This window comes from Afipia sp. GAS231, from assembly GCF_900103365.1.
GTDB lineage: Bacteria > Pseudomonadota > Alphaproteobacteria > Rhizobiales > Xanthobacteraceae > Bradyrhizobium.
Genome location: NZ_LT629703.1, coordinates 4,627,084 through 4,652,498 on the forward strand (window position 1 = coordinate 4,627,084; position 25,415 = coordinate 4,652,498).

At 60.9% G+C, this 25,415-nt stretch carries 26 protein-coding genes, 1 tRNA gene and 1 pseudogene; 10 read left to right on the top strand and 18 right to left on the bottom strand.

Going from position 1 to position 25,415, the window contains the following annotated elements; genetic code table 11:
* Positions 1-471: 471 nt before the first annotated feature.
* Positions 472-1,248, top strand: coding sequence for a class II aldolase/adducin family protein (locus tag BLS26_RS21735; protein WP_092514518.1), 777 nt, complete (start codon positions 472-474; stop codon positions 1,246-1,248).
* 462 nt (positions 1,249-1,710) lie between these two features.
* On the opposite strand, the gene BLS26_RS21740 is transcribed toward BLS26_RS21735, so the two are convergent.
* On the bottom strand, positions 1,711-2,670 hold the full coding sequence (locus BLS26_RS21740) for an ABC transporter substrate-binding protein (protein WP_092514520.1): 960 nt from the start codon (positions 2,668-2,670) through the stop codon (positions 1,711-1,713).
* Between the two features lie 352 nt (positions 2,671-3,022).
* Here BLS26_RS21740 and BLS26_RS21745 point away from each other — a divergent pair, with 352 nt between their 5' ends.
* Positions 3,023-4,309 (top strand): M20/M25/M40 family metallo-hydrolase, encoded by a 1,287-nt coding sequence (locus tag BLS26_RS21745; RefSeq protein WP_092514522.1) that lies wholly within the window; start codon positions 3,023-3,025, stop codon positions 4,307-4,309.
* A gap of 33 nt (positions 4,310-4,342) precedes the next feature.
* On the opposite strand, the gene BLS26_RS21750 is transcribed toward BLS26_RS21745, so the two are convergent.
* The 15 genes and pseudogenes from BLS26_RS21750 to BLS26_RS21815 form a co-directional block, all read right to left on the bottom strand.
* Positions 4,343-5,113: an ABC transporter permease gene (locus BLS26_RS21750; protein ID WP_092514524.1), complete on the bottom strand. Its 771-nt coding sequence runs from the start codon at positions 5,111-5,113 to the stop codon at positions 4,343-4,345.
* On the bottom strand, positions 5,110-5,865 hold the full coding sequence (locus tag BLS26_RS21755) for an ABC transporter permease (protein WP_092514526.1): 756 nt from the start codon (positions 5,863-5,865) through the stop codon (positions 5,110-5,112). Before BLS26_RS21755 ends, BLS26_RS21750 begins: the two co-directional genes overlap by 4 nt.
* A 3-nt stretch (positions 5,866-5,868) precedes the next feature.
* Entirely contained in the window at positions 5,869-6,912 is a 1,044-nt protein-coding gene (locus BLS26_RS21760) for an ABC transporter ATP-binding protein (RefSeq protein ID WP_092514528.1), read from the bottom strand.
* Between the two features lie 43 nt (positions 6,913-6,955).
* Complete coding sequence (locus tag BLS26_RS21765; protein WP_197681267.1) at positions 6,956-7,858, bottom strand: tripartite tricarboxylate transporter substrate binding protein; 903 nt, start codon at positions 7,856-7,858, stop codon at positions 6,956-6,958.
* A 110-nt stretch (positions 7,859-7,968) separates the two neighbouring features.
* A complete protein-coding gene (locus BLS26_RS21770) occupies positions 7,969-9,051 on the bottom strand; it encodes an aromatic ring-hydroxylating dioxygenase subunit alpha (protein ID WP_092514532.1) in 1,083 nt (360 codons plus the stop codon).
* Between the two features lie 2 nt (positions 9,052-9,053).
* Complete coding sequence (locus BLS26_RS21775) at positions 9,054-9,281, bottom strand: recombinase-like helix-turn-helix domain-containing protein (protein ID WP_092514534.1); 228 nt, start codon at positions 9,279-9,281, stop codon at positions 9,054-9,056.
* A gap of 56 nt (positions 9,282-9,337) precedes the next feature.
* Positions 9,338-9,472 carry a hypothetical protein gene (locus tag BLS26_RS37285; protein ID WP_371361004.1) on the bottom strand — a complete coding sequence of 45 codons (135 nt, stop codon included), beginning with the start codon at positions 9,470-9,472 and terminating at the stop codon, positions 9,338-9,340.
* 586 nt (positions 9,473-10,058) lie between these two features.
* Positions 10,059-10,340, bottom strand: a pseudogene (locus BLS26_RS37290) (oxidoreductase); the annotation flags it as partial.
* A gap of 10 nt (positions 10,341-10,350) precedes the next feature.
* Positions 10,351-11,841: an aldehyde dehydrogenase gene (locus BLS26_RS21785; RefSeq protein ID WP_092514538.1), complete on the bottom strand. Its 1,491-nt coding sequence runs from the start codon at positions 11,839-11,841 to the stop codon at positions 10,351-10,353.
* Complete coding sequence (locus BLS26_RS21790) at positions 11,841-12,677, bottom strand: aspartate dehydrogenase (RefSeq protein ID WP_092514540.1); 837 nt, start codon at positions 12,675-12,677, stop codon at positions 11,841-11,843. Before BLS26_RS21790 ends, BLS26_RS21785 begins: the two co-directional genes overlap by 1 nt.
* Positions 12,674-14,377 carry a thiamine pyrophosphate-binding protein gene (locus BLS26_RS21795; RefSeq protein WP_244541649.1) on the bottom strand — a complete coding sequence of 568 codons (1,704 nt, stop codon included), beginning with the start codon at positions 14,375-14,377 and terminating at the stop codon, positions 12,674-12,676. Before BLS26_RS21795 ends, BLS26_RS21790 begins: the two co-directional genes overlap by 4 nt.
* Positions 14,374-15,180 carry an SDR family oxidoreductase gene (locus BLS26_RS21800; protein WP_172804507.1) on the bottom strand — a complete coding sequence of 269 codons (807 nt, stop codon included), beginning with the start codon at positions 15,178-15,180 and terminating at the stop codon, positions 14,374-14,376. Before BLS26_RS21800 ends, BLS26_RS21795 begins: the two co-directional genes overlap by 4 nt.
* Before the next feature lie 10 nt (positions 15,181-15,190).
* Entirely contained in the window at positions 15,191-16,075 is an 885-nt protein-coding gene (locus tag BLS26_RS21805) for an IclR family transcriptional regulator (RefSeq protein ID WP_092514546.1), read from the bottom strand.
* Complete coding sequence (locus tag BLS26_RS21810; RefSeq protein WP_092514548.1) at positions 16,068-16,913, bottom strand: alpha/beta fold hydrolase; 846 nt, start codon at positions 16,911-16,913, stop codon at positions 16,068-16,070. Before BLS26_RS21810 ends, BLS26_RS21805 begins: the two co-directional genes overlap by 8 nt.
* On the bottom strand, positions 16,910-17,275 hold the full coding sequence (locus tag BLS26_RS21815) for an ATP-binding cassette domain-containing protein (protein ID WP_305764651.1): 366 nt from the start codon (positions 17,273-17,275) through the stop codon (positions 16,910-16,912). The genes BLS26_RS21810 and BLS26_RS21815 overlap by 4 nt, the downstream gene beginning before the upstream one ends.
* Before the next feature lie 290 nt (positions 17,276-17,565).
* Here BLS26_RS21815 and BLS26_RS21820 point away from each other — a divergent pair, with 290 nt between their 5' ends.
* The 6 genes from BLS26_RS21820 to BLS26_RS21845 all read left to right on the top strand — a co-directional run bounded on the left by BLS26_RS21820 (position 17,566) and on the right by BLS26_RS21845 (position 21,615).
* Entirely contained in the window at positions 17,566-18,450 is an 885-nt protein-coding gene (locus BLS26_RS21820) for an IclR family transcriptional regulator (RefSeq protein ID WP_244541650.1), read from the top strand.
* 36 nt (positions 18,451-18,486) lie between these two features.
* The gene (locus tag BLS26_RS21825) at positions 18,487-19,014 is read left to right on the top strand and encodes a cupin domain-containing protein (RefSeq protein ID WP_092514552.1); all 528 of its coding nucleotides are present in this window, start codon (positions 18,487-18,489) and stop codon (positions 19,012-19,014) included.
* A 72-nt stretch (positions 19,015-19,086) separates the two neighbouring features.
* On the top strand, positions 19,087-20,037 hold the full coding sequence (locus BLS26_RS21830) for a VOC family protein (RefSeq protein WP_092514554.1): 951 nt from the start codon (positions 19,087-19,089) through the stop codon (positions 20,035-20,037).
* Positions 20,038-20,057: 20 nt separating this feature from the next.
* Positions 20,058-20,423 carry a hypothetical protein gene (locus BLS26_RS21835; RefSeq protein WP_092514556.1) on the top strand — a complete coding sequence of 122 codons (366 nt, stop codon included), beginning with the start codon at positions 20,058-20,060 and terminating at the stop codon, positions 20,421-20,423.
* Positions 20,424-20,487: 64 nt separating this feature from the next.
* Entirely contained in the window at positions 20,488-21,186 is a 699-nt protein-coding gene (locus tag BLS26_RS21840; protein ID WP_197681268.1) for an SDR family oxidoreductase, read from the top strand.
* Between the two features lie 177 nt (positions 21,187-21,363).
* The gene (locus tag BLS26_RS21845; protein ID WP_092514560.1) at positions 21,364-21,615 is read left to right on the top strand and encodes a hypothetical protein; all 252 of its coding nucleotides are present in this window, start codon (positions 21,364-21,366) and stop codon (positions 21,613-21,615) included.
* A 668-nt stretch (positions 21,616-22,283) separates the two neighbouring features.
* Here the strand turns inward: BLS26_RS21845 and BLS26_RS21860 are convergent.
* On the bottom strand, positions 22,284-22,784 hold the full coding sequence (locus BLS26_RS21860) for a hypothetical protein (protein ID WP_092514562.1): 501 nt from the start codon (positions 22,782-22,784) through the stop codon (positions 22,284-22,286).
* Between the two features lie 917 nt (positions 22,785-23,701).
* Between BLS26_RS21860 and BLS26_RS21865 the strand changes: the two genes are divergently transcribed.
* Both BLS26_RS21865 and BLS26_RS35900 read left to right on the top strand, forming a co-directional pair.
* Positions 23,702-24,166, top strand: a complete 465-nt coding sequence (locus BLS26_RS21865; RefSeq protein ID WP_092514564.1) for a toll/interleukin-1 receptor domain-containing protein — start codon at positions 23,702-23,704, stop codon at positions 24,164-24,166.
* Between the two features lie 7 nt (positions 24,167-24,173).
* On the top strand, positions 24,174-24,407 hold the full coding sequence (locus BLS26_RS35900; protein WP_157676546.1) for a hypothetical protein: 234 nt from the start codon (positions 24,174-24,176) through the stop codon (positions 24,405-24,407).
* 393 nt (positions 24,408-24,800) lie between these two features.
* On the opposite strand, the gene BLS26_RS21875 is transcribed toward BLS26_RS35900, so the two are convergent.
* Positions 24,801-24,875 (bottom strand) — tRNA-Thr (locus tag BLS26_RS21875).
* Between the last annotated feature and the right edge of the window lie 540 nt (positions 24,876-25,415).

Here is a 25,415-nt window from a genome sequence, read left to right on the forward strand (position 1 = left end):
TCCATTGAATAGAGCTTCTTGCGACGCTAGTTCTGTCGCCATACGATCGCACTAAGTGAGGAGGCTGGTTTCCCTTGGTCGGATCAGCAGGTCCATCTGCGTTGAGGTGTTTGCCGCGCAGGAGCGGTGCCGTCGATTTATCGAACAGCTCTTTTCCAATAATATCGCCGGCACTGATGCGAACGATCTCTGTGGGGCGACTTCTCCTTTGCAACCGTGGGCTGATGGCATCTTTCAGGGCCTTCTGCAGCTCGACTTGTTCTTGGTCGGAAATCTCTCACTCACACTGGACCAAGAAATTGGAATGGACCAAAATCGGAGACAATGGCGCTATGAAAATTGTGTTCAATATTGAATAGCTGACAGCAAAGTCATATCCGCCTAGATTCGCGTGGATCAGGCAGTTTGGATCGCCCATTTTGGCGACTTGTCTTGTAACTTCGTTAGACCACCCACGCATTCAGGATCGCCATGTCGCCCGATGAACTAAAGTACGAAGTCGCGCTGGGAAGCAGAATTCTGGAAATGATAGGCCTAGCGACAGGAATTCGCTCCTCGATGGGGCATGTGAGCCTTCGCGATCCCCTTAATCCCGACCGCTTTGTCGTGAAGGGGAGAGGCTATGAGATCGATGTGCTGCGTCGCATGCGGCCGGAGAATATGGTCATTTGCGATCTCAGCGGGCGATTAGTTGATGGGCCTCCCGGGGTGGTTCAATGCAATGAGGTCATGATTCATGCCTGCGTGCTCAAGGCCCGTTCGGATGTGAACTCTGTGGTTCACGTCCATCCGCCCTTTAGTGTCATGTTGACAGTGATGGGATTGCCTATCGTGCCGATGGTGCTCGAGGGAATCGGGCTCGTTAGGAAGCCGCTGCCAGTTTATCCGCACACAGCATTAGTGACCTCCATCGAAAAAGGAGAGGATATGACGAAGAGTCTCGGCACTGCGAACGCCGTGCATTTGCTGGGCCATGGCGTGACAACTGTGGGGAAGACAATGGAGGACGCAGTCATGAATGCTTGGCACCTCGAACATCAGGCGCAGTTCAATTATTATGCGAAATCGATCGCCGGGCCCGTTCACGCGCAGATTCCCGACGTGCAAGTCGAAGAATTTCTTCAATGGAGGCCGCTTGCAGAGCCACATTTTCAGGAAGCGGTCGCGCGCGTCGGAAAAGTCAACACCGGCGGAAGTATGTGGAGCGATCTCAGGGAGCGCGCTGCAAAGCTTTTGTCCGAAGGCTAGATTGAGACTGAGCGAACCGATCTAGAACCGCTTTCTGACCGATCTAGAAGACAGTTTTTGCAACCAACGGCTATGGTGTCCGACAAGGGTTTGGGCAGCGTCCGGCTGTGCTTGTGAACCATAACTTCTGTGGCGACAAGCGTGAGCCGATTCTGCTGTCCATCAAACGATGGTGTAACCCCTGCGGCGAAGACGCATGGGAAGGCATCGGGTAATCAAGAAGTTACCTGCCGCTGCGAGCGCGCGCGGGTTATCGGTGATCTATACGACAGGCGAATGGCGCAGCGACGGCCGCACGCGAAGCAAGCAGACGTCGTAAAGTTGGTAGGTGCTATCCGCTTCATCGAGACGCTCAAGTCAGAGTTAATCGATTTTCCCGGGAAACCACACAGCTGGACGGAAACGTCAGCAAGTAAGGTCTGATTACGCCAGGCGCCCAGCCTGCACTTGATCTTGAAAGGTTTATTTTACGAACTGGTCGTCAACGATCTTTTCAACAGCGGGGACTTCGTCCTTTTTCATCATCTGATAATCGGATAAGAATTCGAGCAGATTCTTAAGGCCTTCCGTATCGATCTTTCCGTTTTTGCTGAGCCCCAACGTGTCGTAACTAGCGGATGCGGCTTCGGCTGAATAGCCGTTGATCTCCCGCATTTTCGCTATTGCCCAGGCCTTCCCGTCGGCGCTCATGATGAAGCGGTTGGCCTCGAAGATGGACTGCACTACGGCCTTAACCGTCGAAGGCTCCTTCGCGATGAAGTCCTTGTGCGCAGTAATGGTGTAGGAGATCCATTCCTTCGGCAGCAAAGATTGGATTTCCGCGATTTCTCTAACTTTACCTTCCAGCTTCAATGTCAGCATGCTGGCTGCGGGAAGGACCACAGCGTCTATCGATCCCGTGACGAGCGCGGCAAGGCTTTCATTGATGCCACCGGTTGAAACGAACTGGACGTCCTTGTCGATACCCAGCTTCTTAGCTGCGAGCTGCCCATAAGAATGTTCGAGCCCCCCGAAGCGGGAAACGCCAATCTTGCCGCCCTTGAGGTCTTCGCCCTTTGCGACGCGCCCTTTGCTAGACGACCAAATTGCAAAGTCGTCATACGACTGAAGGTTGCCGATCACCGACAGCGGTACTCCACGTGCAATCGCGAGCGAGTCAGTCGCTGCCGAGGAGAGTGCAATCTTGATCGCGGATGCTGCGAAGGCTCGCGTCAGATCGGCACCGCTCTGTGACGGCACCCATTCGACGTCGAGCCCGTTCTTTTTGAATATGCCGTTTTCTTGCGCAGCATAGATTGGCAAGTAGTAGAGCGGAAACACCTGCACAGCGCCGCCGATCCTGAGCTTTTCCTGAGCGGTCGCTGGGCCAATCAAGACGGCCCCGATGCAAACGGCAAATGCTAAGAGAAAAAGACGTTTCATAATGGCACCCCGTGTCCCAGTTCAGTGACGTAGCTCAACTTTTGAATCTCGCACGTTCAACGCCAAAGCTGTCATTGCAGCCTGCCGGCGGATTTTGTAAATCCAGTCTCTCGTGACCTGATGCTGAAAAGCACCGCTATGCATTTAAAGTACGGAGATGTTAGCGGGCTATTTCACTATGTAAAGCGGTCTTGCGCACCGTTCGTATTTGATCAGATGCTCATCTGTTTCGTTTCGCTATAATCGCGAGTGCTCGCTTACAACCTGTTCTAATACGAACTAGTCGCGTATGAGCCAGTTGTTGCTCGACGCAGTTCGATAAGACTAAGTCAGTCATGAAAGGAGAGTCTAAATGTCCGTTGCAGACGACGTCGTCGCCCTAATCGACCGAGACGAGGTAGCCCGGCTCGCGCTTGAGATTTGTAATATCGATAGCCCATACGGTTACGAACGCGATGTCGCAAATCACATTTTTAACTGGATGGAGCGCGAAGGTTTCGTCGCCCGAAAAATTGGTTTGCTTAGTGACCGCTTCAATGTTCTCGGGACGTTGCATGGGACCGGGGGCGGCTACAGCATGATCTTTAATAGCCACATGGACACCGCGGTGCCGGCCACAGAGGACATGATCCACGCCGATCCGGCAAACAAAATTTATCATAGCGCCTGGGAACAGGATGGGCTGTTATTCGGCGAAGGCATCTGCAACGATAAAGGCCCTATGGCTGCTTTCCTAATTGCCGCCAAAGCGATTAAGGATTCGGGCCACAAGCTGAAGGGAGACCTGCTCGTCAGCGGAGCGGTGCATGAGACCGGTGGCGAGCCGTACGGCGAGTTGCCCGGCGAGTATCTCCACGCGAAAGAAATTGGAGCGCGCTATCTCGCGACGCACGGAGGCATCGCCGACTTTGCGCTCATTGCCGAAGGGACCGGATTTGGCCTTGCTTGGATCGAGCCCGGCGAATGCTATTTGAAAATCACGCTGCGCTCGGACCTGCCTCCGTTCTACACAGCCTACCTTCCGGATAGGACCACGCTTGCCGAAAGTCCGAACATGATCGTAGCGAGTGCGGCGGTCATCGGAGCCATAGAGGAGTGGGCGGCTGAGTATCAGAAGAACAATGTCTTCAGTTCTGCGGGCGGCACCGTCGTACCCAAGGCGCAATTCGGAGGTATTAGAGGCGGTGATGGTCATCGCCCGTACCTGTGCCCTCAGTTGTGCTCACTTTATTTCCATATGTTTGTTGTGCCGGGCCATGACGTCCTTGCGCTCAAAGATGAGATCAGTGAAGTGGTCAACAAGCTGGGGATCAAGAATAGCGTCGAAATCTATTCGTTTCGACCCGGCTATGAGGCCAAGAATATCGATCGATTCGTTGATGCGGTGACGCGTGCACACCGCGCGACGTTCGACGAAGAGCCGAAGCCGCCATACGTTGAATCGACCAGCATGTGGCGGGATCTCACCGTGTGGAATGAGTTGGGCGTTCCTGCTATGACCTACGGCCCGCGGAGTACGACGCACCAATTCCAGCGCGCGCTCTCAATCGAGAGCCTTTACAAGGCCGCTTGCGTCTACGCCCGAATTGCGGTCGAGGTGTGCAGCGAGGAGAAACCTCGCGCACGGCCACAGCCGTGAATCAAAACATCGCGGACGCGACGGCCCAGTCCTTCATGTACGCCATTGACTGAAACGGCGTGAAAGTGACCATAGAAGCATATTGATGATGACAGTGATTAGAGAAGTGAGGATGATGGCGGCATAAAGTTCCGGCGTTCTGAATGTTATCGCGAGAGTGCGCACGAACGCGCCAATGCCGAAACGCGCCAAGGCGAGTTCAACGATGAATACCCCCATCAGCGCTGCGTTGCAGGCGTAGAAGAGGCCTGACGTTAACACCGGCAGCATCGCCGGGAGGATGATTTTCAGATATATCTGGGACTTAGAGTAACCCATCGCGCGCGCCAAGGTGATATGTGCGGGCTTCACTTCCCGACTCGCTGCGGAGACGTTCACAACCATCGGAAAGAATGCCGACAAAGCTCCATAAACGATGACAGTAGCTTTATCAATTCCGAACCAGAGCACGAATAGAGGAAGCAATGTGACCTTGGGGATGATGACTCCGAGGACTAGGAGGGGCATGAACACTTTGTAGGCATACTCGGAGGTGTTCACCAGCAGTCCGACAATCAATGCGGCCAAAACACCCGTGATAAGTGAGGGAGCGAAACTAGAAAAAGTCGCGGCCAAATGCGGCTCGGCCGATATCGTAGTGGGGATAAACGCAAGCGCTGTGTCCAAAGGGCTGGCAAGAAATATTGTATCGACCCACTCTCGGCTGATCGACAGGTGCCACAATACAAGTATCGCGGCGACGAATGCGGCTTGAATGGCGAAGGGGGCAGATGTGCGCGCCAACGAGGCGGTGGTGATACTCATTTTACCCACCTACGTTCGAGAAAGCTGAAAAAGCTGTTTCCGACGAGACCGATCACCAGGGTGATGAAGATCAGCGCGTAAAGTTGTGGCGTGAAATAATTGAAAGACGCCCAATCAATGAGCGAACCAAGGCCGTTCGTTACGACGAGAAGTTCCGCAGCCATCACACCAACTACGGTGTAACCGAACCCGAGCCGCAGCCCTGCCAATATCGTCGGTGCCGCTGCGGGCAAGATGATCTTGAAGAAGGTCAAGAAGTTGCCGTAGCCGAGCGAATACGCCAGGCGCGCGTAATTCGGGTCTATTTGGCGCACAGCTGCGCTCGTGTTGAATATCACGACGAAAATCCCGACAGTGATTCCGAAGATGATTTTTGGCGCCATGCCGACGCCGAGCATCAGCACGAACAACGGATAGAGAATCACCTTGGGAATGGCGTAGAGCACGAGCAGGATCGGTTCGAATGCGTCGCCCATTAGTTTTGAACTCGCAAAAAGAAGACCGAGGCTTACACCGAGAACGGCACTGACCGCAAACGCGCCAATGAACCCTTGAACTGTGATCCAGGCATTAGAATAAAAGTTGGGGACGTTGCTGGTTGTCGCGAGAATGTTCAGCACCTGCCAGAAAATTTCACTAGGCGGAGCAACGAGAATGCGGCTGGTTAACGAGAAGCGCGTATTGATTTCCCATAGGACCAGCACGCAAAGAACAATCGCAGCTCTGGTAACCGCCGGATTGATGCGCTTCATTTCCTACTCCTTTGGCAAGGCAACATGATTTTCGCCCGCCTTTTCCCGGTTAAGGGCGGTAATCGACTCCTCTTTGAGATGTCCCCACAGCGCGTCTACCATCCGATTAAATTCCGACGAGCCGACGGCGCGGGGGCGCGGAAGATCGTTCTTGATCTCAGCTTTGATCCTTCCCGGTCGTGCGGTGAAGACGGCGATCCGCTCTCCAAGATAAACCGCCTCTGTTAGACTGTGTGTGACAAATACAAACGTTCGCCGAACCTTTCGCCAGATTTGGACCAGTTCGTCACCCAGAACGATGCGCGATTGCTCATCGAGTGCGCCAAAAGGTTCGTCCATGAGAATAATATCGGTCTCCAGCGCGAGCGCGCGGCAAAGCGCGACGCGCTGGGCCATGCCCCCTGAAAGCTGCCGGGGGTAAAAATCAGCGAAATCGCGCAAGCCAACCATGTCCAGATATTTCATCGCACGCTCGCGCCGTTGTTCCTTGGTGAGGGATTGGGCCTCGAGGCCAAATTCGATATTCTTGACGACCGTTCGCCAGGGAAGCAGCACCGAATCCTGAAACATGTAGGCCATCAGTTTAGGATTGGGCCCCGAAACCGGCTGACCGTGAACCAGAACCCGACCCGGAGGTCCGTTGTGCGAGGTCAGGCCGGCGATGATGTTGAGAAAAGTAGATTTGCCGGAGCCGCTCGGGCCGAGGAGCACAAGAAAATCGTTGTCGGTGGCACTTATACTGACGTTATCGAGCGTTACGGTTTCTCGGCCAGTCTGTGCGTCAAGGAAACTTTTGCAGATTGAGGTCGCTTCGATGATTGCCATATCTTGCAACGTGGGCTTTCTTGCCGCCGGAAAGGCGCGGCTGCCATGTCGAGTTTTTCGATTTTTACACAGTGGATCAATCTCACTCAAGTGAGCGTATTGGGTGCGCCTATCCAGCCTGTCGATACAGCAACGTTCATAATTGATCGGTTCATATTTGATCGGTTCAATCTTGCCTTCATTCGTTCCTCCCCATGTGGTGATATCTTTGTAGGCCAGCATCAATCAAAAAAGTCCTGCAACCTTGGCGGCCGCGCGCCTTGCTCTACTTCACAGTGATGTGCCGGGTCTGGATTACGCCGGCCCACAGCGCCGTTTCACGCTTGATGCGCGCGGCCAAGACGTCCGGCGCTTCGATCATAACGCTCAGGCCCTGCGTCAGCAGTTTTTCCTGCAAGGCGGGCGTGGTGAGGACGTCCTTGGTCACGGTGAAAATGGCATCACGCACATCGTTCAGGACTGCCTTCGGCGCCAGCATGCCGTACCAGGACGTGACGTCGATGCCGGTAACGCCGCTTTCTTCCAGCGTCGGCACGTCTGGCACCAGCGGACTGCGCTGAGCGGTCGTCATCGCCAGCGGTACGACCAGATTGCCTTTGATGGCGGAAAGCGCCGCCGGAAGGTTTGTAACCAGAACGTCTATGTGATCGCCTAGGACATCGCCGAGCGCTTGCGACGATCCGCGATACGGCACGTGCAGGATATCGACGCCGACTTTCTCGCTGAAAAGCTCCATGGCGAGATGAAGCTGGCTGCCGACGCCGGGCGAGCCGTAGCTTAGCTTGGTCGTCTTGGCCTTTTCAATAAGTTGCTTGATCGAGGTCACGCCGAGTTTCGGCGATACGACGATGACATTCGGCGCGCTGGCGAGCGATGTGACCGGCGCAAAATCCCGCGCGACATCGAACGACAGGTTCGGCATCAGCGTCGGGTTGATGGTGAGATTGCCGGCAGGGATCAGCAAAAGCGTCGTGCCGTCCGGCGCGGACTTGCGGACGACCTCGATGCCGATATTGCCGGCGCCGCCGGTTTTGTTTTCGACGATTGCCGTCTGGCCGGACCGTGCCGAATATTCCTGCGCCAGCAACCGGCCGAGGACATCGACCGGACCACCGGCGCTGAACGGAACGATCAGCGTCAGCGGCCGCTTCGGAAATGCGGCCGGCACCGCTTGGCCCCCTGCGGCCCAGGCGGGAACGGCTGCTGACGAAGCGAGCAGAGCCAAGGCCGCGCGGCGCGTCAAGTTCTTGATTGCAGGCTCCATGCGGTCTTGCTCACTCAAAGTTTGCCAGCGGCCGTCAGGTCGGCCAATTGCTTGCGTGCTTGCTGCGCCAGATGGCGGCGCAGGCGGATCACGCCGGCGTCGTGCTGATACAGCATTTCATATTTCTCCAGGCCGGGTTTCAGGCCATTGAGCATTTCGCGGTCCTGCTCCAGCACGTGCCAGTGGCGTTTTTCGAGATTGACCTTGTAGAGGAAGCGCCAAATGTCACGTTGCCAGCCTGATACCTTGCGCGTGCGCCAGAAGAAAACGCACATTCGGTCCTCGTCGATCGGCGTGCCGAAACCGGTGATGCCGAAGTTGCCGCCCGGGCCGCCGGAGGGCGGATAAGGAATTTCGAGCCGTACATAGAGCCCGCCGTCGTCGACCAGTTCGCTCCAGTCGAAGTTGACGCCGCGCTGTCCGACCTTTTCGAAGAAGAAGCCGTGCGGCGTGTCGCGCGTGACGAATTGCGCCTTTGTGTCGCCTCGGTACATGGTGTGCGAGTTGGCGTGCAGGAAGGTGCCGTGCATCGGGTCCATGAGATTGTCGAAAGCATAACGCCACGGCATCTCCCAGTCGGCGTAGCACAGGAAGCTCGAATATTCCGGTGCGGTGATTTCGGGCGGCGGCAAGAATGTCGGCGCTTCCTCGTGCAGCGCGTCGCCGAACCAGACGAAGATCGCGCCGGCGATTTCCTGCGACGGATAGGTCTTCACCGCCTTCTTGCCCTCGAGCGGACAGCCGGGCTGGCCGGGTACGCTGAGCACCTTACCGTCGGGGCCGACCTCGACGCCATGATAATTGCAGCGCAGGCGGTCGCCCTCGTTGATGCCGCGCGACAGCGGCACCGCGCGATGCGGACAACGGTCGACCTGAACATGGATGACGCCTTTCGAGTCGCGCCACAGCACCAGCGGTTCGCCGAGCCGGGTGATGCCGAGCGGTTTGCCGCCGGCCTCGATGAAACGCGACGGCAGGATCGGCCACCAACGGTTCCGCAATCCGGTCCGCAAGTAAGTCTGCACCTGTTGATCCGTCGGCGCGTCGGTCGTGCCGGTGGCGGCAGCGCGTAGGTGTTCGACAGCTGCTGTGGTCATGATTAGGCTCCCAGTTCGCGCATCAAGGTGGTGAAGTTCTCTTCGGTCCAGTCGCTTCCATCGGGCGAGCGCACGCGCGTCTTGTTGAGACCGGTGACCACCTCGTCGAGCTCCCTCGCGCCTTTGGAGAATACGCTCTCGATCGCGTTGGCGAGATCCTGTTGCCAGGCCGTTACCTCGTGTGTCCTGGTTTGGATCGGATTGAGATAAGGATAGGCGTATTGGGTCATAGGATCCTCTCCATTGTTATTATTCTATTCAGAAGCAGGCGGTGCATCACAATGCGTCATTGGCTGCCCCATATGTCCAGCACGAGGCGCGGACCGCGCGACCGCGATACGCAGGTCATCATCGCTTGTTTGGCGGCGCGTCCCGACGCCGACAGAATGCTGTCGCGGTGGTCGACCTCTCCCGAGATCACCCGCGTCTCGCAGGTGCCGCAGATTTCCGTGCTCGCAGGAGCGCGGCACGTTGATGCCGGCTTCGCTCAGCACTTCCAGGATCGACTCTTCCGCGGGCGCCGTCACCGTCACCGTCAGGCCGGAGTGCTGGCAGACGACCTCAAAGCTGCCACGGGCCTCGTCGGCTGGTCGCGAGCGCGGGGCGAACCATTCGAAATGCACGGTGCCTTCCGGCCAAGCGGCGGTGGCCTCTTCCACGGCCGTCATCAGCTTCTCGGGGCCGCAGCAGTAAATGACCACGTCCTTCTCGACGGTGGCAAAGCGCTGCGCGACGTCAAGCCGGGTGCCGGCCTTGGACGAGTGCAGCGACAGTTCGCCGCCCAGCTTCTTGATCTCGGAGAGGAACGGGGCGTCTTCGTCGCGATTATTATAGTAGAGCAGGGTCCAGGACCGGCCCTTATGGCTCACTTCGCGCATCATCGGAATGAACGCTGTCACGCTGATGTCGCCGGCCACGAAGATGTAGTGCTTGGCGTCGACCCGCGGGAAACTGTTGCGGGGTGAGCTCACCGTGAGCAGGTCGCCGGCGCGCGGCTTGCGATGGACGTAGCCCGACGATGCGCCACCGGAAATGGCGCGGATGCCGAGGCGATAGTGCGAGGTGTCGTTGGGGTCGTCGTACAGTGAATATTGCCGCAGCGTGCCGTCGGACAGCTTGAGATCGACGTGCGCGCCGGGCTCGAAGGGCGGCAGAGCGCTGCCGTCCGGCGCGGTGAGTTCGAGCGAGACCACGCCGGGCGCTTCCCACACGAGCGCGCGCAGCCGCACGGACAGCGTTTGCTCGCCCGCACGCGGCGCCGTCGTAATCAATTCTGCAGCATCCGCCATCGTCTCGTCCTCACAACGCGCTTTTCGCCCAGGGGTGCGGGACCTGACTCAGGTCGCAATAAATCGACTTCTGCGCCATCCAGGCGCGGATGCCTTCGCGGCCCTTTTCGCGGCCAAGCCCTGATTCCTTGGTGCCACCGAACGGCGTCGAAATCGAAAATTGCTTGTAGGTGTTTACCCACACCGTGCCGGTGTCGATCGCGCGCGCGACCCGCCACGCCTTCGGGAAGTCGCTGGTGTAGATGCCGCAGGCCAGTCCATAGCTGTTGTCATTCGACTGCCGGATCAAGTCGTCTTCGTTGTCGAAGGGCAGAACGGCGAGCACCGGGCCAAACACTTCCTCGCGGCAGAGCCGGCTGGTGTTGGCGAGGCCGGCGATGATGGTCGGGCGATAATAGGTGCCGTCGGTATAGTCGGCGCCAGCCGGGCGTTCGCCGCCGGTGAGGATAATGCCGCCGTCTTCGCGGGCGCGCTTCACATGGTCTTCGACTTCGTCGCGATGCTTCGGTCGGATCAGCGGCGCCATTTGGGTGGTGGCTTCGAACGGATGCCCGATGCGCAGGCGCTCGGTCGCCGCGACCAGCTTGGCGAGGAAGGTGTCGTAGATGCTGCGCTCGACGAAGAGGCGCGAGCCGGCAATGCAGGATTGGCCGGTCGAGGAGAACACGCCGAACATCACGCCGGCGCAGGCGACGTCGAGATCGGCATCGGCGAAGACGATGGTCGGCGACTTGCCGCCGAGTTCCAGCGACACTGGCATCAGCTTGTCGGCCGCCTTGCGGGCGATGTCGCGACCGGTCTCGGTGCCGCCGGTGAAGGACACCTTGCGTATGGCCGGATGCGTCACCAGGCGCTCGCCGACGATGGCGCCGGCGCCGGGCAAGGTCGAGAACAGGCCCTTGGGCAGCCCGGCTTCCTCGATCACGCGCGCGAGTTCGAGGCAGACCAACGGGCTCCACGACGACGGCTTGAGCAGCACGGCATTGCCGGCGGCAAGCGCTGGCGCGACCTTCTGCGCGTCGGAGGCGATCGGCGAATTCCACGGCGTGATGCCGGCGGTGACGCCGAGTGGCTCGAAGACCGACATGGTCAGGTAATTGCTGCGCGACGGGGTCAGCGCGTCTTCCATCGTCTCCAGCGCCGCCGCCATGTAGCGGAATGTGCCAGCGGCGCTCATGGCCAGCGCGCGCGTCTCACTCAAGGTCTTGCCGGTGTCGCGCGACTGCACGAGCGAGATGCGGTCGGCGTGGCGGGCGAGACCCTCGGAGATCTTGTAGAGGAAGGTCGCGCGCTCATGCGGCAGAATCTTGCGCCAGGCCGGATCGCTGGCGGCGTATTGCGCGCGCTCGATGGCGACGTCGACGTCTTCTTGCGACGCGCCGGCCAGCTTGGCATTCAGCGAACCATCGGCCGGGAAGTTCGACGCGATCTCCGCGCCGCGGCCACGGCGCCATTCGCCGCCGATGTAGAGCTTGTCCTGCGGTGTGAATGCCTGGTCCATTAGATCACCACTGAACCGCCTGCACGGTTGATCAATTCGCGCGCGACGCTGTAGCCGGCCAACAGCGAGGTCTTCGGATTAGCGGGCGAGGGACGGCCTTCCAGCTTGACGGCGAAATCGCCGCAGGCCGAGCGCACGGCGAATTCGTGCACATTGCGTTCGATGCCGGGGTCGGCGACCAGCCGTACCTGCGTGCTGTCGAGACCGATACCGGCGATCGCCAAGGTCGCCGCGACATTGGCGTTGAAGGGATAGACGGTAGCGGCCATGCGGGCGCTGCCTTCAAAGAACACGACCGGCTCTTTGATCGTATCGAGCGCGAGCAGCTTCTCGGCTGGCGTGCCCTTCCAGGCCTTCGGCGGCTTGCGGCCGGTGTAGACGACGGACTCAAGGCCTGAGAGGCGGGCGGCCGACAGCGCATCGATGCCGCCGAGGGCGCCGGCGGGTAGAACCAGACGGGCGCCGCCTGTCGTCGCGGCCTGCGCCAAGCGCGTGTAGAGGGCTTCGTCCGACAGCGAGCCGATCGAAATGACGATGAGGTCGCGGCCGGCTTCGAGAATGGCCGGGCCGTAATCGTGCACTGCGACGTGCGAGGCACATTCCGCGACCGCGTCGGGATTGTCGGCGAGGAGGCTGGCGACGTCCGTATGCGAAGAACGCGAGACGGCGAGCTTGTCACCGAGGCGGTCGAGCAAAGCGCGCGCCTGGCCGACGAACTGCGTCGGCACCAAAAGCGACACCTGCGCCAGCGGCGTGGCGATTTCTTTCGCGAGCGTGGTCAGGACCACGTCCGCAATGCCACCACAACCGATGACGCCGAGGCGCTTGAGGCTCATGTAGGCTTCCCCGCGGCGCCCGCCGGCGGACCGGCGAAGCTATGACTGAAGGGACCGATGGCGACCATGTCGATCTCGATCAGACGCGGGCCCTTCGTGGCTAGCGCGCGGTCGAAGGCGGCCGTGAATTGGGCGATGTCGCTGATGAGCTCGTGCGGCAGGCCGACCGACTGGCAAACCAACGCGAAGTCCGGCGTCAGGATGTTGGAATAGACGTGGCGGCCGCCGTATTGCGCGTCCTGGATGTTGCGGATGACGCCATAGCCTTTGTCATTCATTAGCACGAAGACCATGTCGGCCTGCATTTCGACCGCGGTGGCGAATTCGCCTATCATCAGCTGCGTGCCGCCGTCGCCGAGCAAAGTAACGGTCTTGACTGGAGCGCCGGCGAGCGCCGCGCCGATGCCCATGGCGATGCCCTGGCCGATGCCTCCACCGAGCGCGTGCACGCCGAGATGCGGTGCGGCAAGGCGCACATAGCGGTTACCGAAGGTGCTGTTAGAAACCGTGACGTCACGTACCCAGGGGTGGCCGCCTTTGAATACGCGGTCGTTGATGGTGTCGGCGAGCGTGCCATAGGGGCCGAGGCCCTCGCGCAGCGCAGCTTCCGAACGCTCGCGCGCCGGTGCGATGTGGGCGAGGTCCGTATCGAGCTGGGAGGGCAGGCGTTCCAGCAAGCCTTCCAGCGCCAGCTTGGCGTCCGCGGCGATGAACTGCTCGACCGGGTAATTGCGCGCGGCCTGGGTCGGGTCGGCGTCGATCTGCACGATCGGCGGTAGCGGCATGCGGTTGTTCTGGGTCTCGTTGCCGCGCAAACGCGAGCCGACGACGATCAGGAGGTCGGCGCGGGCATAGATCTCCATGGCCTCGCGCGTCATGTTGAAGGCGCCCAGGCTGTGCGGATGGCCTTCGGGCACCACCGCGCGGCCGTTGGTCGAGGTCACGGCACCGAAGCCGCGGTTGACGAGGGCCGTTGCCGCATCAGCTGCGCTACGAGCGCCGCCACCGAGCCACAACATAGGCCGCTTGGCCTTGCGCACGCGGTCGGCCAGCACATCAAGTTCCGCGTCATCTGGGCTTTGCCGCGCAATCGGCGGCATGCCGGCGAGCGTCCGCTGCGGCACGTTGGTGCGCTGGACATCGATCGGGATCTCGTAGGTCACCGGGCCGGTGGGTGCGGTCAGCGCCTCACGTGCGGCGGCGATCAGCGATTCGATCGCGGCGGCCGGCTCCCAGACGCGCATGTAATCCTTGCTGATTGCCTTCAGCATGTTGGGCTGACGCGGCACGTCATGGATGGCGGCGCGGTCGCGGTCGACGAATTCGCGGTCGACCTGGGTCGTGATGTGCAGCACTGGCGAGCCGGCGGCGAGCGCTTCGACTTGCGAGCCGGCTGCGTTGCCGGCGGCGGTGCCGGTCGAGGTGATGGCGACGCCAAGCGAGCGCGACACGCGGGCATAGGCATCCGCCATGTTCATCGCGCCAGCCTCGCCGCGCGCCGGCACGAAGCGAATGCGACCGTGGCGCGCGATGGCGTCCAGGATCGGCATGTTGTGGATCGAGATGACGCCGAACACGGTGGTCACACCCATGTCGGCGAGCGCGCGGGCGATCGCGTCCCCGACCGGTTCGGTCGGCACGGCGTGCTCCTTCGTATCGGTGCGCTCGACTGTAACGACGCAGAATTTCATAACGTTCATAGACCCGGTGCTCGGATGGAACGCGATACGCCGCCCGAAATTTCGAGACTGGCGCCCGTGATGTAGCTTGCGGCCGGCGAGCCGAGGAACACGATGGCACGCGCGGGCTCCTCCGGCGCGCCAAGGCGTCCGAGTGGAATGTGCTTGTCGCGCGCCAGTGCAGCGAACCACTGGTCGCGCGTCCGTGCCTTATCGGTGCGCGCTTCGAAGCGGCGCTGCCATTGGCCGGAGTCGACCAGGCCCAGCATGATCGAATTGACGCGGATGCGCGGCGCGAACTCCCCGGCGAGTGACTTCAAGAGGTTTTGCACGCCGGCGCGTGCCGCGGAGGTGCAGACCATGTGCGGCTCAGGCTGCAACGATAGCAGCGAGTTGACCGCGACGATGGCGGGCGAGGGCGCAGCATCAAGAAGTGACTTGAAGGCGCGAATAGGCAGCACCTGGCTGAAGAACTTCAGCTCGAGCTCTTCGCGCCATTGGGCATCGGTGGTGCTGGCGAAGGTCGAAGCGCGGCCCTGGCCGGCGTTGTTGACCAGCAGGTCGACACGGCCGCCACTCCATGCGCCGACCTTAGCGGCGAAGGCGTTCACGGCCGCGTTGTCGAGCACGTCGCAGGTTTCGGCGAGCGCCGCGTCGGGTCTTACGGCGTCGAGCTGTGCCTTGGCAGAGGCGAGCCGCGCACCATCACGCCCGCAGATGACGACGCGCGCGCCTTCGGTCAGCAGTATTTTGGCCGTCGCAAGCCCGATGCCAGAGCTTCCGCCGGTGACGACTGCGACTTTATTGCTGAGCCCAAGATCCACTGAAGTTTCCTCAGCCGATGGCGCGTGATGTGGCGTTACGTTTGAGTTCGCCGGACGATTGGTTCGAGCCCGAAGCGGATCTGGCAGGGCCCAGCCAGCCGAGACGATGCGAAATCTCGGCTGCGGCGGCTTGCACATGGGTGGCGATCTGGCTGCGGCGCGCGGCGCCGGCGAAGTCGGCGGCCTGGCCGCTGACATTGAGCGCGGCAATTGGCGTGTCGGTGGCGTCGAAGATCGCGGCGGCGACCGAGCTGATGCCGGCCTCGTAATTGCCGTTGCTCCATGCCAGCCCCGCCGTGCGATCGGCGTTGAACTGCGCGTGAAGCTGTGCCGGCGTCACCGCCGTGTGCGGCGTCACCGCCTTGAGCTCCGCGCCGGCATACATGCGGTCGACGCGCTCCGGCGGCAAATGCGCGAGAATGATACGGCCCATATTGGCGGCATGTGCGGGCAGGCGGCTGCCGATGCGGATGTTGCTCGCGAAGGTGTGGTTTGGCACGCGGCGGACAAGATAGACGATCTCCAGCCCGTCGAGCACGCCGAGATGCGCGGACAGGCTCAGATTCTCGGCAAGGCGTGTGAGCACGGGCACTGAGGTCTGCACCAAGTCTTCCGAGAAGAAGGCCTGTGCAGTGAGTCCGATCAGGCCGATACCGATGCGCCAACCTTGGCCCTCGGGACGCGGCTCGATGAAGCGTTCGGCCTCCAGCGTGTGCAGCAGCCGCAAGAGGGTGGTGCGATTGATGCCGAGCTCGCGCGCAGTGCGCGACATATTAGTGACGTGGTCGCCTTCCGCGATGTGGCGCAGCAGTCGGGCGGCGCGCTGGACCGGAGGGGAGATGTAGAGGTCGTCATCGCGTTCGTCGCTGTCGTCGGGATATCTACGATCAGACATCGCTGTGCTCGATCAATTGAGTGAGGAGACGCGCCACGACTGCCGGGTCTTCCTGCGGCAGCGCGTGGCCGGCGTTGGTGACCTCATGATAGCCGGTGGGGTGCGTGAGAGCGTCGTAGGCGGCGTGCGCATTGGCGGGCGGCGTGACCACGTCTTCCGCCCCGACCATCACAAGTGTCGGCGCGGTGATGTGCGCGGCGTCGGCGAGCAGATCGCCGGCACCGAGCGCACGCACCGCCTGCGCGTAGCCGGTCGGGTTCACCGACGCCATGGCCTCACGTACCGCGGCAAGTACCTGCGGCTTGTGTACGGCATTGTGGACGAGGCGCGCGGCGCGCTTATCGGCGAAGGCTCTCGGGCCAAGCGATTTAAGTTCGTCGATGCGCGCCTGCAAGATGGCCGGCAACGCCTCGCCGGGGGCGACGCGATAGCCTAGCGCGGGTGACATCAACGCCAGGCTGGCGACACGGGACGAATCTTGCGCTGCGAAGCTTGCGGCAAACAGGCATCCCAGCGAATGGCCGACGAGGATGACGCGCTTGAAATCGAGAGCATCCAGCAGGCGCGCCAGCGATGCGGCATAGTCACCCGGTGTGGGCGTGGCCACCGCCAGCGGCGTCGACGCCGCATAGCCGGGGGCATTCCAGGCGATGATCGTCTGCGACGGCGGCAGCGCCGCCATCAGCGACTCGTAGCTGCGCGCATTGCTGCCGATGCCGTGCAGCAGCACCAAAGGCAAAGTCTCGCGGCTTCCCTGCCGGTGCAGATAGTCGATGCCGACGACAGTGCCCGGCGTCGGACGCACCATCTCGGCAGTCATGGCGATAGCGTCGCTCATGGTGCGGGCCTCGGCGCGCCGACTGCGCGCGGCAGGTAACGCAGTATCCGGTTTTCGATGCCGGTGACCTCCCAGTACATCATCACGCCGATGACGGTGCGCAGGCCGATGGAATTGGGGCCGGAGACTTCGATGCCGCGTAGCGACACCGTGTCCTCGCTCGGGCGGTCGAGCCCGGCGACGAGATTGAGCAACGTGCTCTTGCCGCAGCCGGACGGCCAGACGATCGATACGAATTCGCCTTGACCGACTTTGAAGGAGAGATTGCGCCTGGCAGTGAACGGCACCGCTCCGACGGAGCGCCCTGGAAAGCGGCGGGCGACATCCTGCGATTGCAGTACGTGAGTGCTGAGTGCAGGCACTGCTAACCTCCCTTTCAAGAACTGTTCGCATTTGAACGATCGGTTCGTAATTTCGACAATTCAAACTCGAATGGCTTTGGGAGTCAATCGGCGTTGCCGATTTAATTTTGGACGTGGCCGAGCATCATCGATCAGCAAATCACTGACACTAAGTGCACTGTGATACGTCGCGTGCGACGCACGCGTCGCATTGAAAATCCGTGGTTTGCGCTTTCGGGCTTCCGCGGGAATGTTTTGCATGATATACAAGGTTTTGCAGGTAAAACATTTGCGGATTCTGGATTGCGGGAATGCCCAAGCGTCGCGACAAAATGAGCGGCTCGAAAATCTTCAAAGCCGCTGCTGCTGAGGGGGGCCTTTCCGAGCGCTATCTGGTGCCTGCGCTGATCCGCGGGCTGAACATCCTGCAAGAACTCTCGGGCGAGCGGCGCCGACTGGCATTGTCGGAAGTGGCGGCGGCGCTCGGTGTGACGCGCTCCTCCGCCTATCGGCTGCTGTTTACGCTCGGCCACATGGGCTTCGTGGTCGTGGATCCCGCGACCAAGACCTACACGCTCGGGCCGCAGGTGCTGCGGCTCGGCTACGGCTATCTCGCGTCGCGCGATCCGGTCGAAGTCGCCATGCCGCACCTCGTGCGCCTGCGCGACCGAACCGGCTGGTCGGCCCATCTCGGCGAGTTGCATGGCCGCGACGTCGTCTATCTCGCCCGCGTCGCCACGCGCCGCTCGATCGCGTCGACCGTGCATGTCGGCACGCGGCTGCCGGCCCGCTTCACGACAATGGGCCGCATCTTGCTGTCGGGCCTGTCGTCCGGCGAGGTGCGGGAGCTTTATCGTGATGAGCCTTTCGCCGGCGGCGGCAAGAAGACGGTCGGCACGCTCTCCGGCCTGCTTGAGCAACTCGCCGCGGACCGTGAAGCCGACGTGGTGGTGCAGAACTCCGGTTACGAGCCCGGCATCGCCAGCATCGCGGCACCCATCCGTGACATGACCGGCCAAATCATCGCAGCCATCAACATCTCGGCGGTCGCGCTGCTGACGAATGACGCCGAACTCAACGGACCGTTGAAGGCTGAAGTGCTCGCCGCAGCGGAAGCGATTTCACGGGATCTCGGCCATCAGGCCGCCGATTCCGACGATAAGGACCTGCCGCCCGCGCGGTTGTCCGCAAGATAAGTGCAGCAAACGGCACGGATAACAGAGGAGTTCGACATGGACGACATCACCCGCCAGAAACGTTCCTGGGATCGCCCGGAAGGCGCGACCTTCGAAGAATGGATGACGAGCCGCGTCGCGCGCGTGAGCGAGCGGCAGTACGATTGGAACGCGCTCAAGTTCCAGGCCGATTTTGATCCGAAATATCGCCGCGCCCAGAAACGTTTCATCGGCACCGGCGGCACCGGCATTGCCACGGACACCAATGTGATACCTTCCGAGCATTTCACGCTGTCGAACATGATCATCCCCGCGGGAGGGGAAGGGCCGATGCATTTGCATGTCGACGCCGAGGAAGTGTTCTTCGTGCTGCGCGGCAAGGTTAAGGTCATGGTGGAAAAGGACGGTGAGCACTGGGAAGCCGTGCTCGGCGAGCGTGACTGCGTCTCGGTGCCGCCTGGCGTCTATCGCGGCGAGATCAATATCGGTGAGGAAGAGGCGATCATGATGGTCATGATCGGTTCGCCCAAGCCGATGACGCCGACCTATCCGCCGGATCATCCGCTCGCGAAGGTCAAGCGCTGATCCCATCTTGGGGTCAATCGTTGCAACATGCGGCCGCGCGCACGCGCGATGCTTGCAGGGAGATTTCGTTTCATGACGCTGATGGGTATCGATGCCGTCGTCTTTGGCGTCGCCGACATGACCGAAGCCAAACGCTTCCTCGACGACTGGGGCGTCACGCAGGTGTCCGCGACCGCCGACAAACTCGTCTACCGCACCCGGGATGGCGCCGAGGTGATCGTGCGGCCGAAGGAGGCCGCCGACCTGCCGCCGGCGATCGAAGCGGGCAATACCGTGCGCGAGGTGGTCTGGGGCGCCGCCGATGAGCAGGAACTCGAGAAGACGATTGCCAGGCTGAAGACCGTCGATAACTTCCGCATCGGAGCCGACGGGCTGTCGCGCGTCACTGATCCGAACGGTATGAGCCTCGCCTTCCGTGTCAGCAAGCGCACGCCGATGACGGTAAATCCGACGCAGCCGAACGCACCGGGCTCGCACCAGCGCGTCAACACGCGCTCGCCGATCCACTCCCAGGCGCGCCCGATCAATATCGGGCACGTTGTGTTGTTCGCCGCCGACTTCGCTGCCATGCGCGCGTTCTACACGGAGAAGCTCGGCTTTGTGATCAGCGACGAATATCCGAACCACGGCGTGTTCATGCGCTGCCAAAAGATCGGCGATCATCACAACACTTTTGTGCTGAACCGCCCCGGCAAGCCGGGCATCAACCACGTCGCCTTTACCGTCACCGACATCCATGAGGTGATCGGCGGCGGTATCGCCATGGCCAAGAAGGGCTGGAAGACGGAGATCGGCCCCGGTCGGCATCCGATCTCCTCGGCCTATTTTTGGTACTTCGAAAACCCGCTGGCAGCGCCGCTTGAATATTACGCCGACGAGGACTTCTGCACCGAGGATTGGAAGCCGAGCACTTTCGAGCGGAAGCCTGAGCTGTTCGCCGAATGGGCGATCGTCGGTGGCATCGACAGCATCACGCGGCGGCAGGCAGCCGGCATCGACAAGAGCGGGCGCGGTCATGCGTGACGCGCGCGTGGGTAGGGACCATGTCGCCTGATCTGCGGCGCATCGTGGCAGTGGAAGCGCATCGGCGACGGTCCGGGCGCTGCCCGGTGTGCGTGCATTCGCTCGGCACCGGCGAGAGTTTCGAAATCAGGCCGAAGGCGCATGGCTTCCTTGATGTGGCGTCCGGGATGAATGTGCGGATCGCAGGCACGCAGATCGTGTTGCCGGACGGGCGCGGGCCGATCGACCTGACGCTGGTCGGCGACGTCGGCTTCGACGGCGTCGAGCAGGGAAGCAACGAACCATTTTCCGGCCGCGCCGGCGGCGGCGCCTCGGTGACGCTCTACGACCGTAGCGGCGAGCACTACTTTCAATATGCTGTTGTGGCTGAAAACGACCGCATCTGACAGGACGATCATGACGCAGCGATTTGCCGGTAGGCGCATTGTGATCACAGGGGCAGGGAGAGGCTTGGGCTTCGCCTTTGCCGAGCGACTCGGTCGCGAGGGCGCGAGCGTCGTTATTGCCGAGATCGATTCGGCACTGGGTGCTGAAGCGGAGAAGAAGTTGAAGGCCGCCGGCATCGACGCCCGATTTGTGCAAACGGACATTTCCTCGGAAGCCTCCGTCGCCGCGATGGCGAAGATCGCCGCGCAAGGCTGCGACGGCATTCACGGCGTCGTCGCCAATGCCGGTTGGGCCAACAATGTCGGGGGTAAGTTGTATAACGAGATCACGCCCGAGGTGTGGGACCACATGATGGCGGTCAATGTGCGCGGCACCTGGCTGACGATCCGCGCGCTTGGGCCCTTGATGCGAAACGGCGGCTCGATCGTCACGTTGTCTTCCGACACCATCTATTGGGGCGCGACCAAGCTTCTGCATTATGTCACCAGCAAGTCGGCGCTCGTCGGCATGACGCGCTCGCTGGCGCGCGAACTGGGCGAGCGCATGATACGCGTCAACTGTCTCTTGCCCGGCCTGACCATGGGCGAGGCGACGAAAGACATCCCACAGGCGCGCTGGAACGACTACGCGGAGCGCACGATCCTGAACCGCATGCAGCAGCCGGACGACCTCGACGGCGTGGTGGCTTTTCTGCTGTCGGACGATGCCAAATTCATCACCGGCCAGACATTGGCCGTCGATGGCGGCTTCTCGATGCACTGACATTTTGTAAGTGAAGATTCGTATGAAGATCGACGACGACGGCATCGGCGGCATGGGCGCGGCGATCGCGCTGCGTCAAGGCGGCGAGGACGTCGAGGTCTAGGAGCAGGCCGCGTCCTAGGCCCGCGTTGGCCCGACATCAACCTCACGTCCAGCGCCGCGCTGAAATGCTTCGGCGTGGTTGAGACGCTCAAGGAAGCCGCGGCGCGGCCGACGCACCGCATCAGCTGCCTATGGAAGCGGCTGGCGATGGCCGACGCGGCCGAACAGAAATACGGCGCGCCGCAACTCACCATTCACCGTGCCGACCTATTGAACGCGCTGCGCCGGCAACTGCCGGAAAGTGTAACCCTGCTCGGCCATCGCGTCGAGGCGGTCGATAACACCGACACGAGGCCGGAGGTGACTGCCCCGGTCGCGGACCTCTGAACGCTCACGACAGCACGCATTCGTTCGATACAGGCGAGGTCGGTACCCCGTATTCAATATGCTTGAGAATGCGTCCGACTTCGCGGGCAGCCTTGATGGGAGCCGGAAGCTTCTGGTCAAAAACGGGGTAGTGTTTCAGTTGACCTTGGTCAGAGCAAGAACGTCTTCGGTCCAGCTTGGAAGCCGCGCTATCCGAGTTTTCGTGCGGACGAGCAGTAATGGCCGGGGCACGCACAGCCCCGGATATCTTGCGATCAAGTCTGACGCAACGCCAACGTCACTGATGCCCTCGTGTTCGCAAGACGCTGGGGTTTGCAATGGGAACTCGCCAGATCAGCTCTTCCCGCATCACGACGCGGGAATGGTGAGGCGCTCAATGGTTTCAATGTGACGCGCGAGCAGGCTGCAGGCTTGATCGAAGCTGCGCGTTCGTAGTGCTTGCAGAATTAAGCAGTGATCCTGATTGGACCGCGTTCGCGAGCCGGCGGCCGCCGATTGAGCCCTTCGACCATGGAGGCAGCATCGCCTTGCCGCCAATCGCGCTTCAGGCCAGTTGCTGTCCTTCCCAGCCGGTCTACGTTATCAATGCGGTTGGCCTACGCCAACCGCATCTTGACCAAGGAGAGCTTGCTAGGGGCACTTGCTATGCTGTCTCTTCGATGCGGTCCTCAACCGGTCAATCCGGCGGCGTTGCCATAACCGCATTCAGGGTCGCGGCTAATGCCAAGAGGATCGGTGGCAGCCAACCACAAAAACATGGAAGTCTTGGCATCGCGATCAGTTAGAATGGCTTCAGGCCTGTCGCTCAACTCATGTATCAATCGGCCGAAGAAAAGGCGCGCAGTTGCAACATCCTCCCGCGGACAACAGCGGCTCGAGCATTCGGCAAGAAGTTCGATCGCGACCCGCCGGACCGTGGCTGGCTTCTTAGTGACGGCTATCCGCGTCAGTTCCTTCAGCAGATTCGGCGTGATCGTATCCAGGGTCAGGAGCAGCGTATTGAGATACGCCAGGTGATCGAGACGCCACTCAAGCCACATGTCGCTGTTGTATTGGGGATGAAAGTTATCCGGCGACAAGGCGTCGACATGGACTTGATCCCGCATGATAGCTGAAGCAAAGCGATTTAGAAAATCTCGGATGTCGTCCGGCGTCAGTGCTTTGGTCATGCTCGTCTCTCCTCAGTTGGTTCCAACATTCCCAGTTCGCTCTCCCGAACAGGATCCTGATACGGTCTTCCGCTGGAGCATGCGCTAATTAACGCATCACCATCTGCAACGGGAAAGGTGAAAGTGGAAAAATCACGCCGAAGGCGTGGACAACCTCAGCGGACGGGAAGCTAACTTTTCTACACGACATGCTTAGATTGAGTTAATTGTAAACAGCTCGCCAAAGTAGCTCATCAAGGCCTAGACGGCAGGAAAGATTGCAAGCCGGGGTAGCGCACCAGCTGGGCTGGACCGAGGAAAATGGATCGGCTTCGTGACTATGGGATGGTTTGAGTGCTGCTCCTCCCGGCGACCCGGTTCCTGTCGCCCCAATTCGTCGAGCACGCCCTCTCTTCGTTCCCGGCTGGTCGTTTCTGGGTGCGAGTACGATGCGGTCATCGTGCATCCGGTCCCAGCCTCTGCATCGGATCGCCGGTCAATTCGAACTATTTGGGCCTGTTGCATTTCGGCGACCGCAGCATGACGTGGCAGCATCTGCGTGCCTGGCTGCCTTTCGGTGAACGCGGAAGATGAGAGCTTTCAGGGCCGATACGTTCGCGCAGCGAAACGGATAGTTCTGTAGCATACAATATTCGTCAGTTTATGGGACTGTAAGCCACGAAAAAATACTTGAAGTATATATATTTTAAGCCTATAAGATTACTCAACGGTGGTCTCCACCGTTGATGCCCACTAGGGCGTTTCCTCCCTTGACTAGGCCCGGCCACCAATCTTTGGGGCCGGGCCCCTTTCAAAATTTTGCGGGAGTCCGCATGATGTGGCGGCTACGCTTTCATGGTGCATCCCGACGAGAGGGATGCTCTTAGCGGATCTGCGCTGCACGCGATAGGCTGCCACAGACAACGACATGGGTACCTATGCGGCCGACGTCGCTGCCGTATCAAGCACCTCGGGTATCGGCCATTCGACCGGGGGGCGAATTCGCAGGCGTCATCGACGACAACATAAACCGCGCCAACACCATGCTGCTGCTGGTGTCGCCTGACTTCATCGCGTCCGACCATTGCTTCCAGATTGAGATGCAGCGCGCACTCGATCGCCACGCCGCAGGCGAAGCGCGGGTCGTTCCGGTGATACTGCGACCCTACGACCGGCATACGGCCCCGTTCGGTAGGCGGTCCCGAAGCACGGCAAGCCCGTGGTCTCCTGCCCGACCACGATGCGGCGTTCCTGGTCGTCGCCGTCAGGATTCGGCAGATGCTACATCCGTCAGCGCCCGCCCTCACAGCACGAGCCGCGAATCCCAGGCCGGGACACGCCGCGCCGCCGCCGCGCACCAGCAACCTTCGTCTCTAGAAAACTTTCACCGAGAGGGACCATGACCGCTTTATGGACGACGGATTTGGTTACATAGCCAACTTCTTCGAAGGATCACTCCGGGCGCTGCAGGCGCGCAATCTCATCGAGACCGCTTTCCGCAGATTGGATGCCAATCGATTCACAGCCGTCGCCTACCGCGACGGCGAGGCGCTTAAAAGATCACGCTGGGCGGCTTGTTCGGCCTGGGCAATCGTTCGCTTACGGCGACAAGAACCGACGACGGCAGCATCAACGAAAGCCTGACCGTCAGAGCCGACGACCAGTCGCTCTATCTACAGGCTCTCGGGATGCCCATGAGCCGCGGAGCGGGGTGCACGTCGGTGGGTCTTGAGGACGCGATCAGAAGCGCCCAGGAGCTTCTGGGCGGGTCTGCGCTCCGTTTGGCAACGGAACCTCGCATGGCCCCTTACACGCCCCCACCGTGGCCTGCTGGGGCGTTGTCGCACGAAGCGAAATGACCGCAAGCTGCGCCATTTCAATGTGCGGACAAAATGCGAACTGTTGTGCCAGTTTTGTGTCAGCTGACACAGGTCTTCATGCTCTGTTCTGGCCGAAACAGCTGATATCGCTGAAACCGGTGGCCGAACGAAAACTTCGATTTCTGCTGATTTTACAGGGATTTTACGAGAGAAAGACTGGTGCTGCCAGACAGGATTGAACTGTCGACCTCTCCATTACCAATGGAGTGCTCTACCACTGAGCTACGGCAGCATGCCGGTATCGGGAATCGGCCCCTCAAAGGCCCCCACAGGCGGGCGGTTCTTGCCACAAGGACCCCTCTGGCGCAAGCACGCGGCGGGGCCGGGAATGGCCCAAAATGGGCAAAAAATGACGCCAGCCGCCGATGGCGGCGGCGATCCGGTTCCCTGCCGCCGCCATCGGCGCCCGGAGGGGCCGCGAACGCCCGAATCGTGGCCGCGGATCGGGCTTTCGCCGGTGCCAGCGATGGTACCGCGGCCCATCGAAACCCATTATGGTCCGGCGACGGCGCCCGGCCAGGGACACCCCGGCAGCGGCGCTTTCGATCAACGGCGTTTTTTGGCGGGCCTGCATGACGGACGATCAAGCCAAACGCGAGGGAAAAGCGGGCGCGGATGTCAGGGATCCGCGACGGGATCGCCTCAAGGCCGCGCTGCGCGAAAATCTCAAGCGGCGAAAATCCCAGGCACGGGGCCGCGACGATCTCGGTACCGCACCTTCCGAACCTGCCGATGCCTCCCTAGATGACGCAGACGGAGAAACGCCGGGCCA

Excerpts from the sequence above, each read along its gene's own strand:
- BLS26_RS21755 (WP_092514526.1), bottom strand. The coding sequence starts at position 5,865 with ATGAAGCGCATCAATCCGGCGGTTACCAGAGCTGCGATTGTTCTTTGC.
- BLS26_RS21805 (WP_092514546.1), bottom strand. The coding sequence starts at position 16,075 with ATGTCTGATCGTAGATATCCCGACGACAGCGACGAACGCGATGACGAC.
- BLS26_RS21745 (WP_092514522.1), top strand. The coding sequence starts at position 3,023 with ATGTCCGTTGCAGACGACGTCGTCGCCCTAATCGACCGAGACGAGGTA.
- BLS26_RS21775 (WP_092514534.1), bottom strand. The coding sequence starts at position 9,281 with ATGACCCAATACGCCTATCCTTATCTCAATCCGATCCAAACCAGGACA.
- BLS26_RS21835 (WP_092514556.1), top strand. The coding sequence starts at position 20,058 with ATGTCGCCTGATCTGCGGCGCATCGTGGCAGTGGAAGCGCATCGGCGA.
- BLS26_RS21860 (WP_092514562.1), bottom strand. The coding sequence starts at position 22,784 with ATGACCAAAGCACTGACGCCGGACGACATCCGAGATTTTCTAAATCGC.
- BLS26_RS21810 (WP_092514548.1), bottom strand. The coding sequence starts at position 16,913 with ATGAGCGACGCTATCGCCATGACTGCCGAGATGGTGCGTCCGACGCCG.
- BLS26_RS21820 (WP_244541650.1), top strand. The coding sequence starts at position 17,566 with ATGCCCAAGCGTCGCGACAAAATGAGCGGCTCGAAAATCTTCAAAGCC.
- BLS26_RS21770 (WP_092514532.1), bottom strand. The coding sequence starts at position 9,051 with ATGACCACAGCAGCTGTCGAACACCTACGCGCTGCCGCCACCGGCACG.
- BLS26_RS21785 (WP_092514538.1), bottom strand. The coding sequence starts at position 11,841 with ATGGACCAGGCATTCACACCGCAGGACAAGCTCTACATCGGCGGCGAA.
- BLS26_RS21865 (WP_092514564.1), top strand. The coding sequence starts at position 23,702 with ATGCGGCCGACGTCGCTGCCGTATCAAGCACCTCGGGTATCGGCCATT.
- BLS26_RS21740 (WP_092514520.1), bottom strand. The coding sequence starts at position 2,670 with ATGAAACGTCTTTTTCTCTTAGCATTTGCCGTTTGCATCGGGGCCGTC.
- BLS26_RS21825 (WP_092514552.1), top strand. The coding sequence starts at position 18,487 with ATGGACGACATCACCCGCCAGAAACGTTCCTGGGATCGCCCGGAAGGC.
- BLS26_RS21795 (WP_244541649.1), bottom strand. The coding sequence starts at position 14,377 with ATGAACGTTATGAAATTCTGCGTCGTTACAGTCGAGCGCACCGATACG.
- BLS26_RS21790 (WP_092514540.1), bottom strand. The coding sequence starts at position 12,677 with ATGAGCCTCAAGCGCCTCGGCGTCATCGGTTGTGGTGGCATTGCGGAC.
- BLS26_RS35900 (WP_157676546.1), top strand. The coding sequence starts at position 24,174 with ATGGACGACGGATTTGGTTACATAGCCAACTTCTTCGAAGGATCACTC.
- BLS26_RS21735 (WP_092514518.1), top strand. The coding sequence starts at position 472 with ATGTCGCCCGATGAACTAAAGTACGAAGTCGCGCTGGGAAGCAGAATT.
- BLS26_RS21750 (WP_092514524.1), bottom strand. The coding sequence starts at position 5,113 with ATGAGTATCACCACCGCCTCGTTGGCGCGCACATCTGCCCCCTTCGCC.
- BLS26_RS21760 (WP_092514528.1), bottom strand. The coding sequence starts at position 6,912 with ATGCTGGCCTACAAAGATATCACCACATGGGGAGGAACGAATGAAGGC.
- BLS26_RS21830 (WP_092514554.1), top strand. The coding sequence starts at position 19,087 with ATGACGCTGATGGGTATCGATGCCGTCGTCTTTGGCGTCGCCGACATG.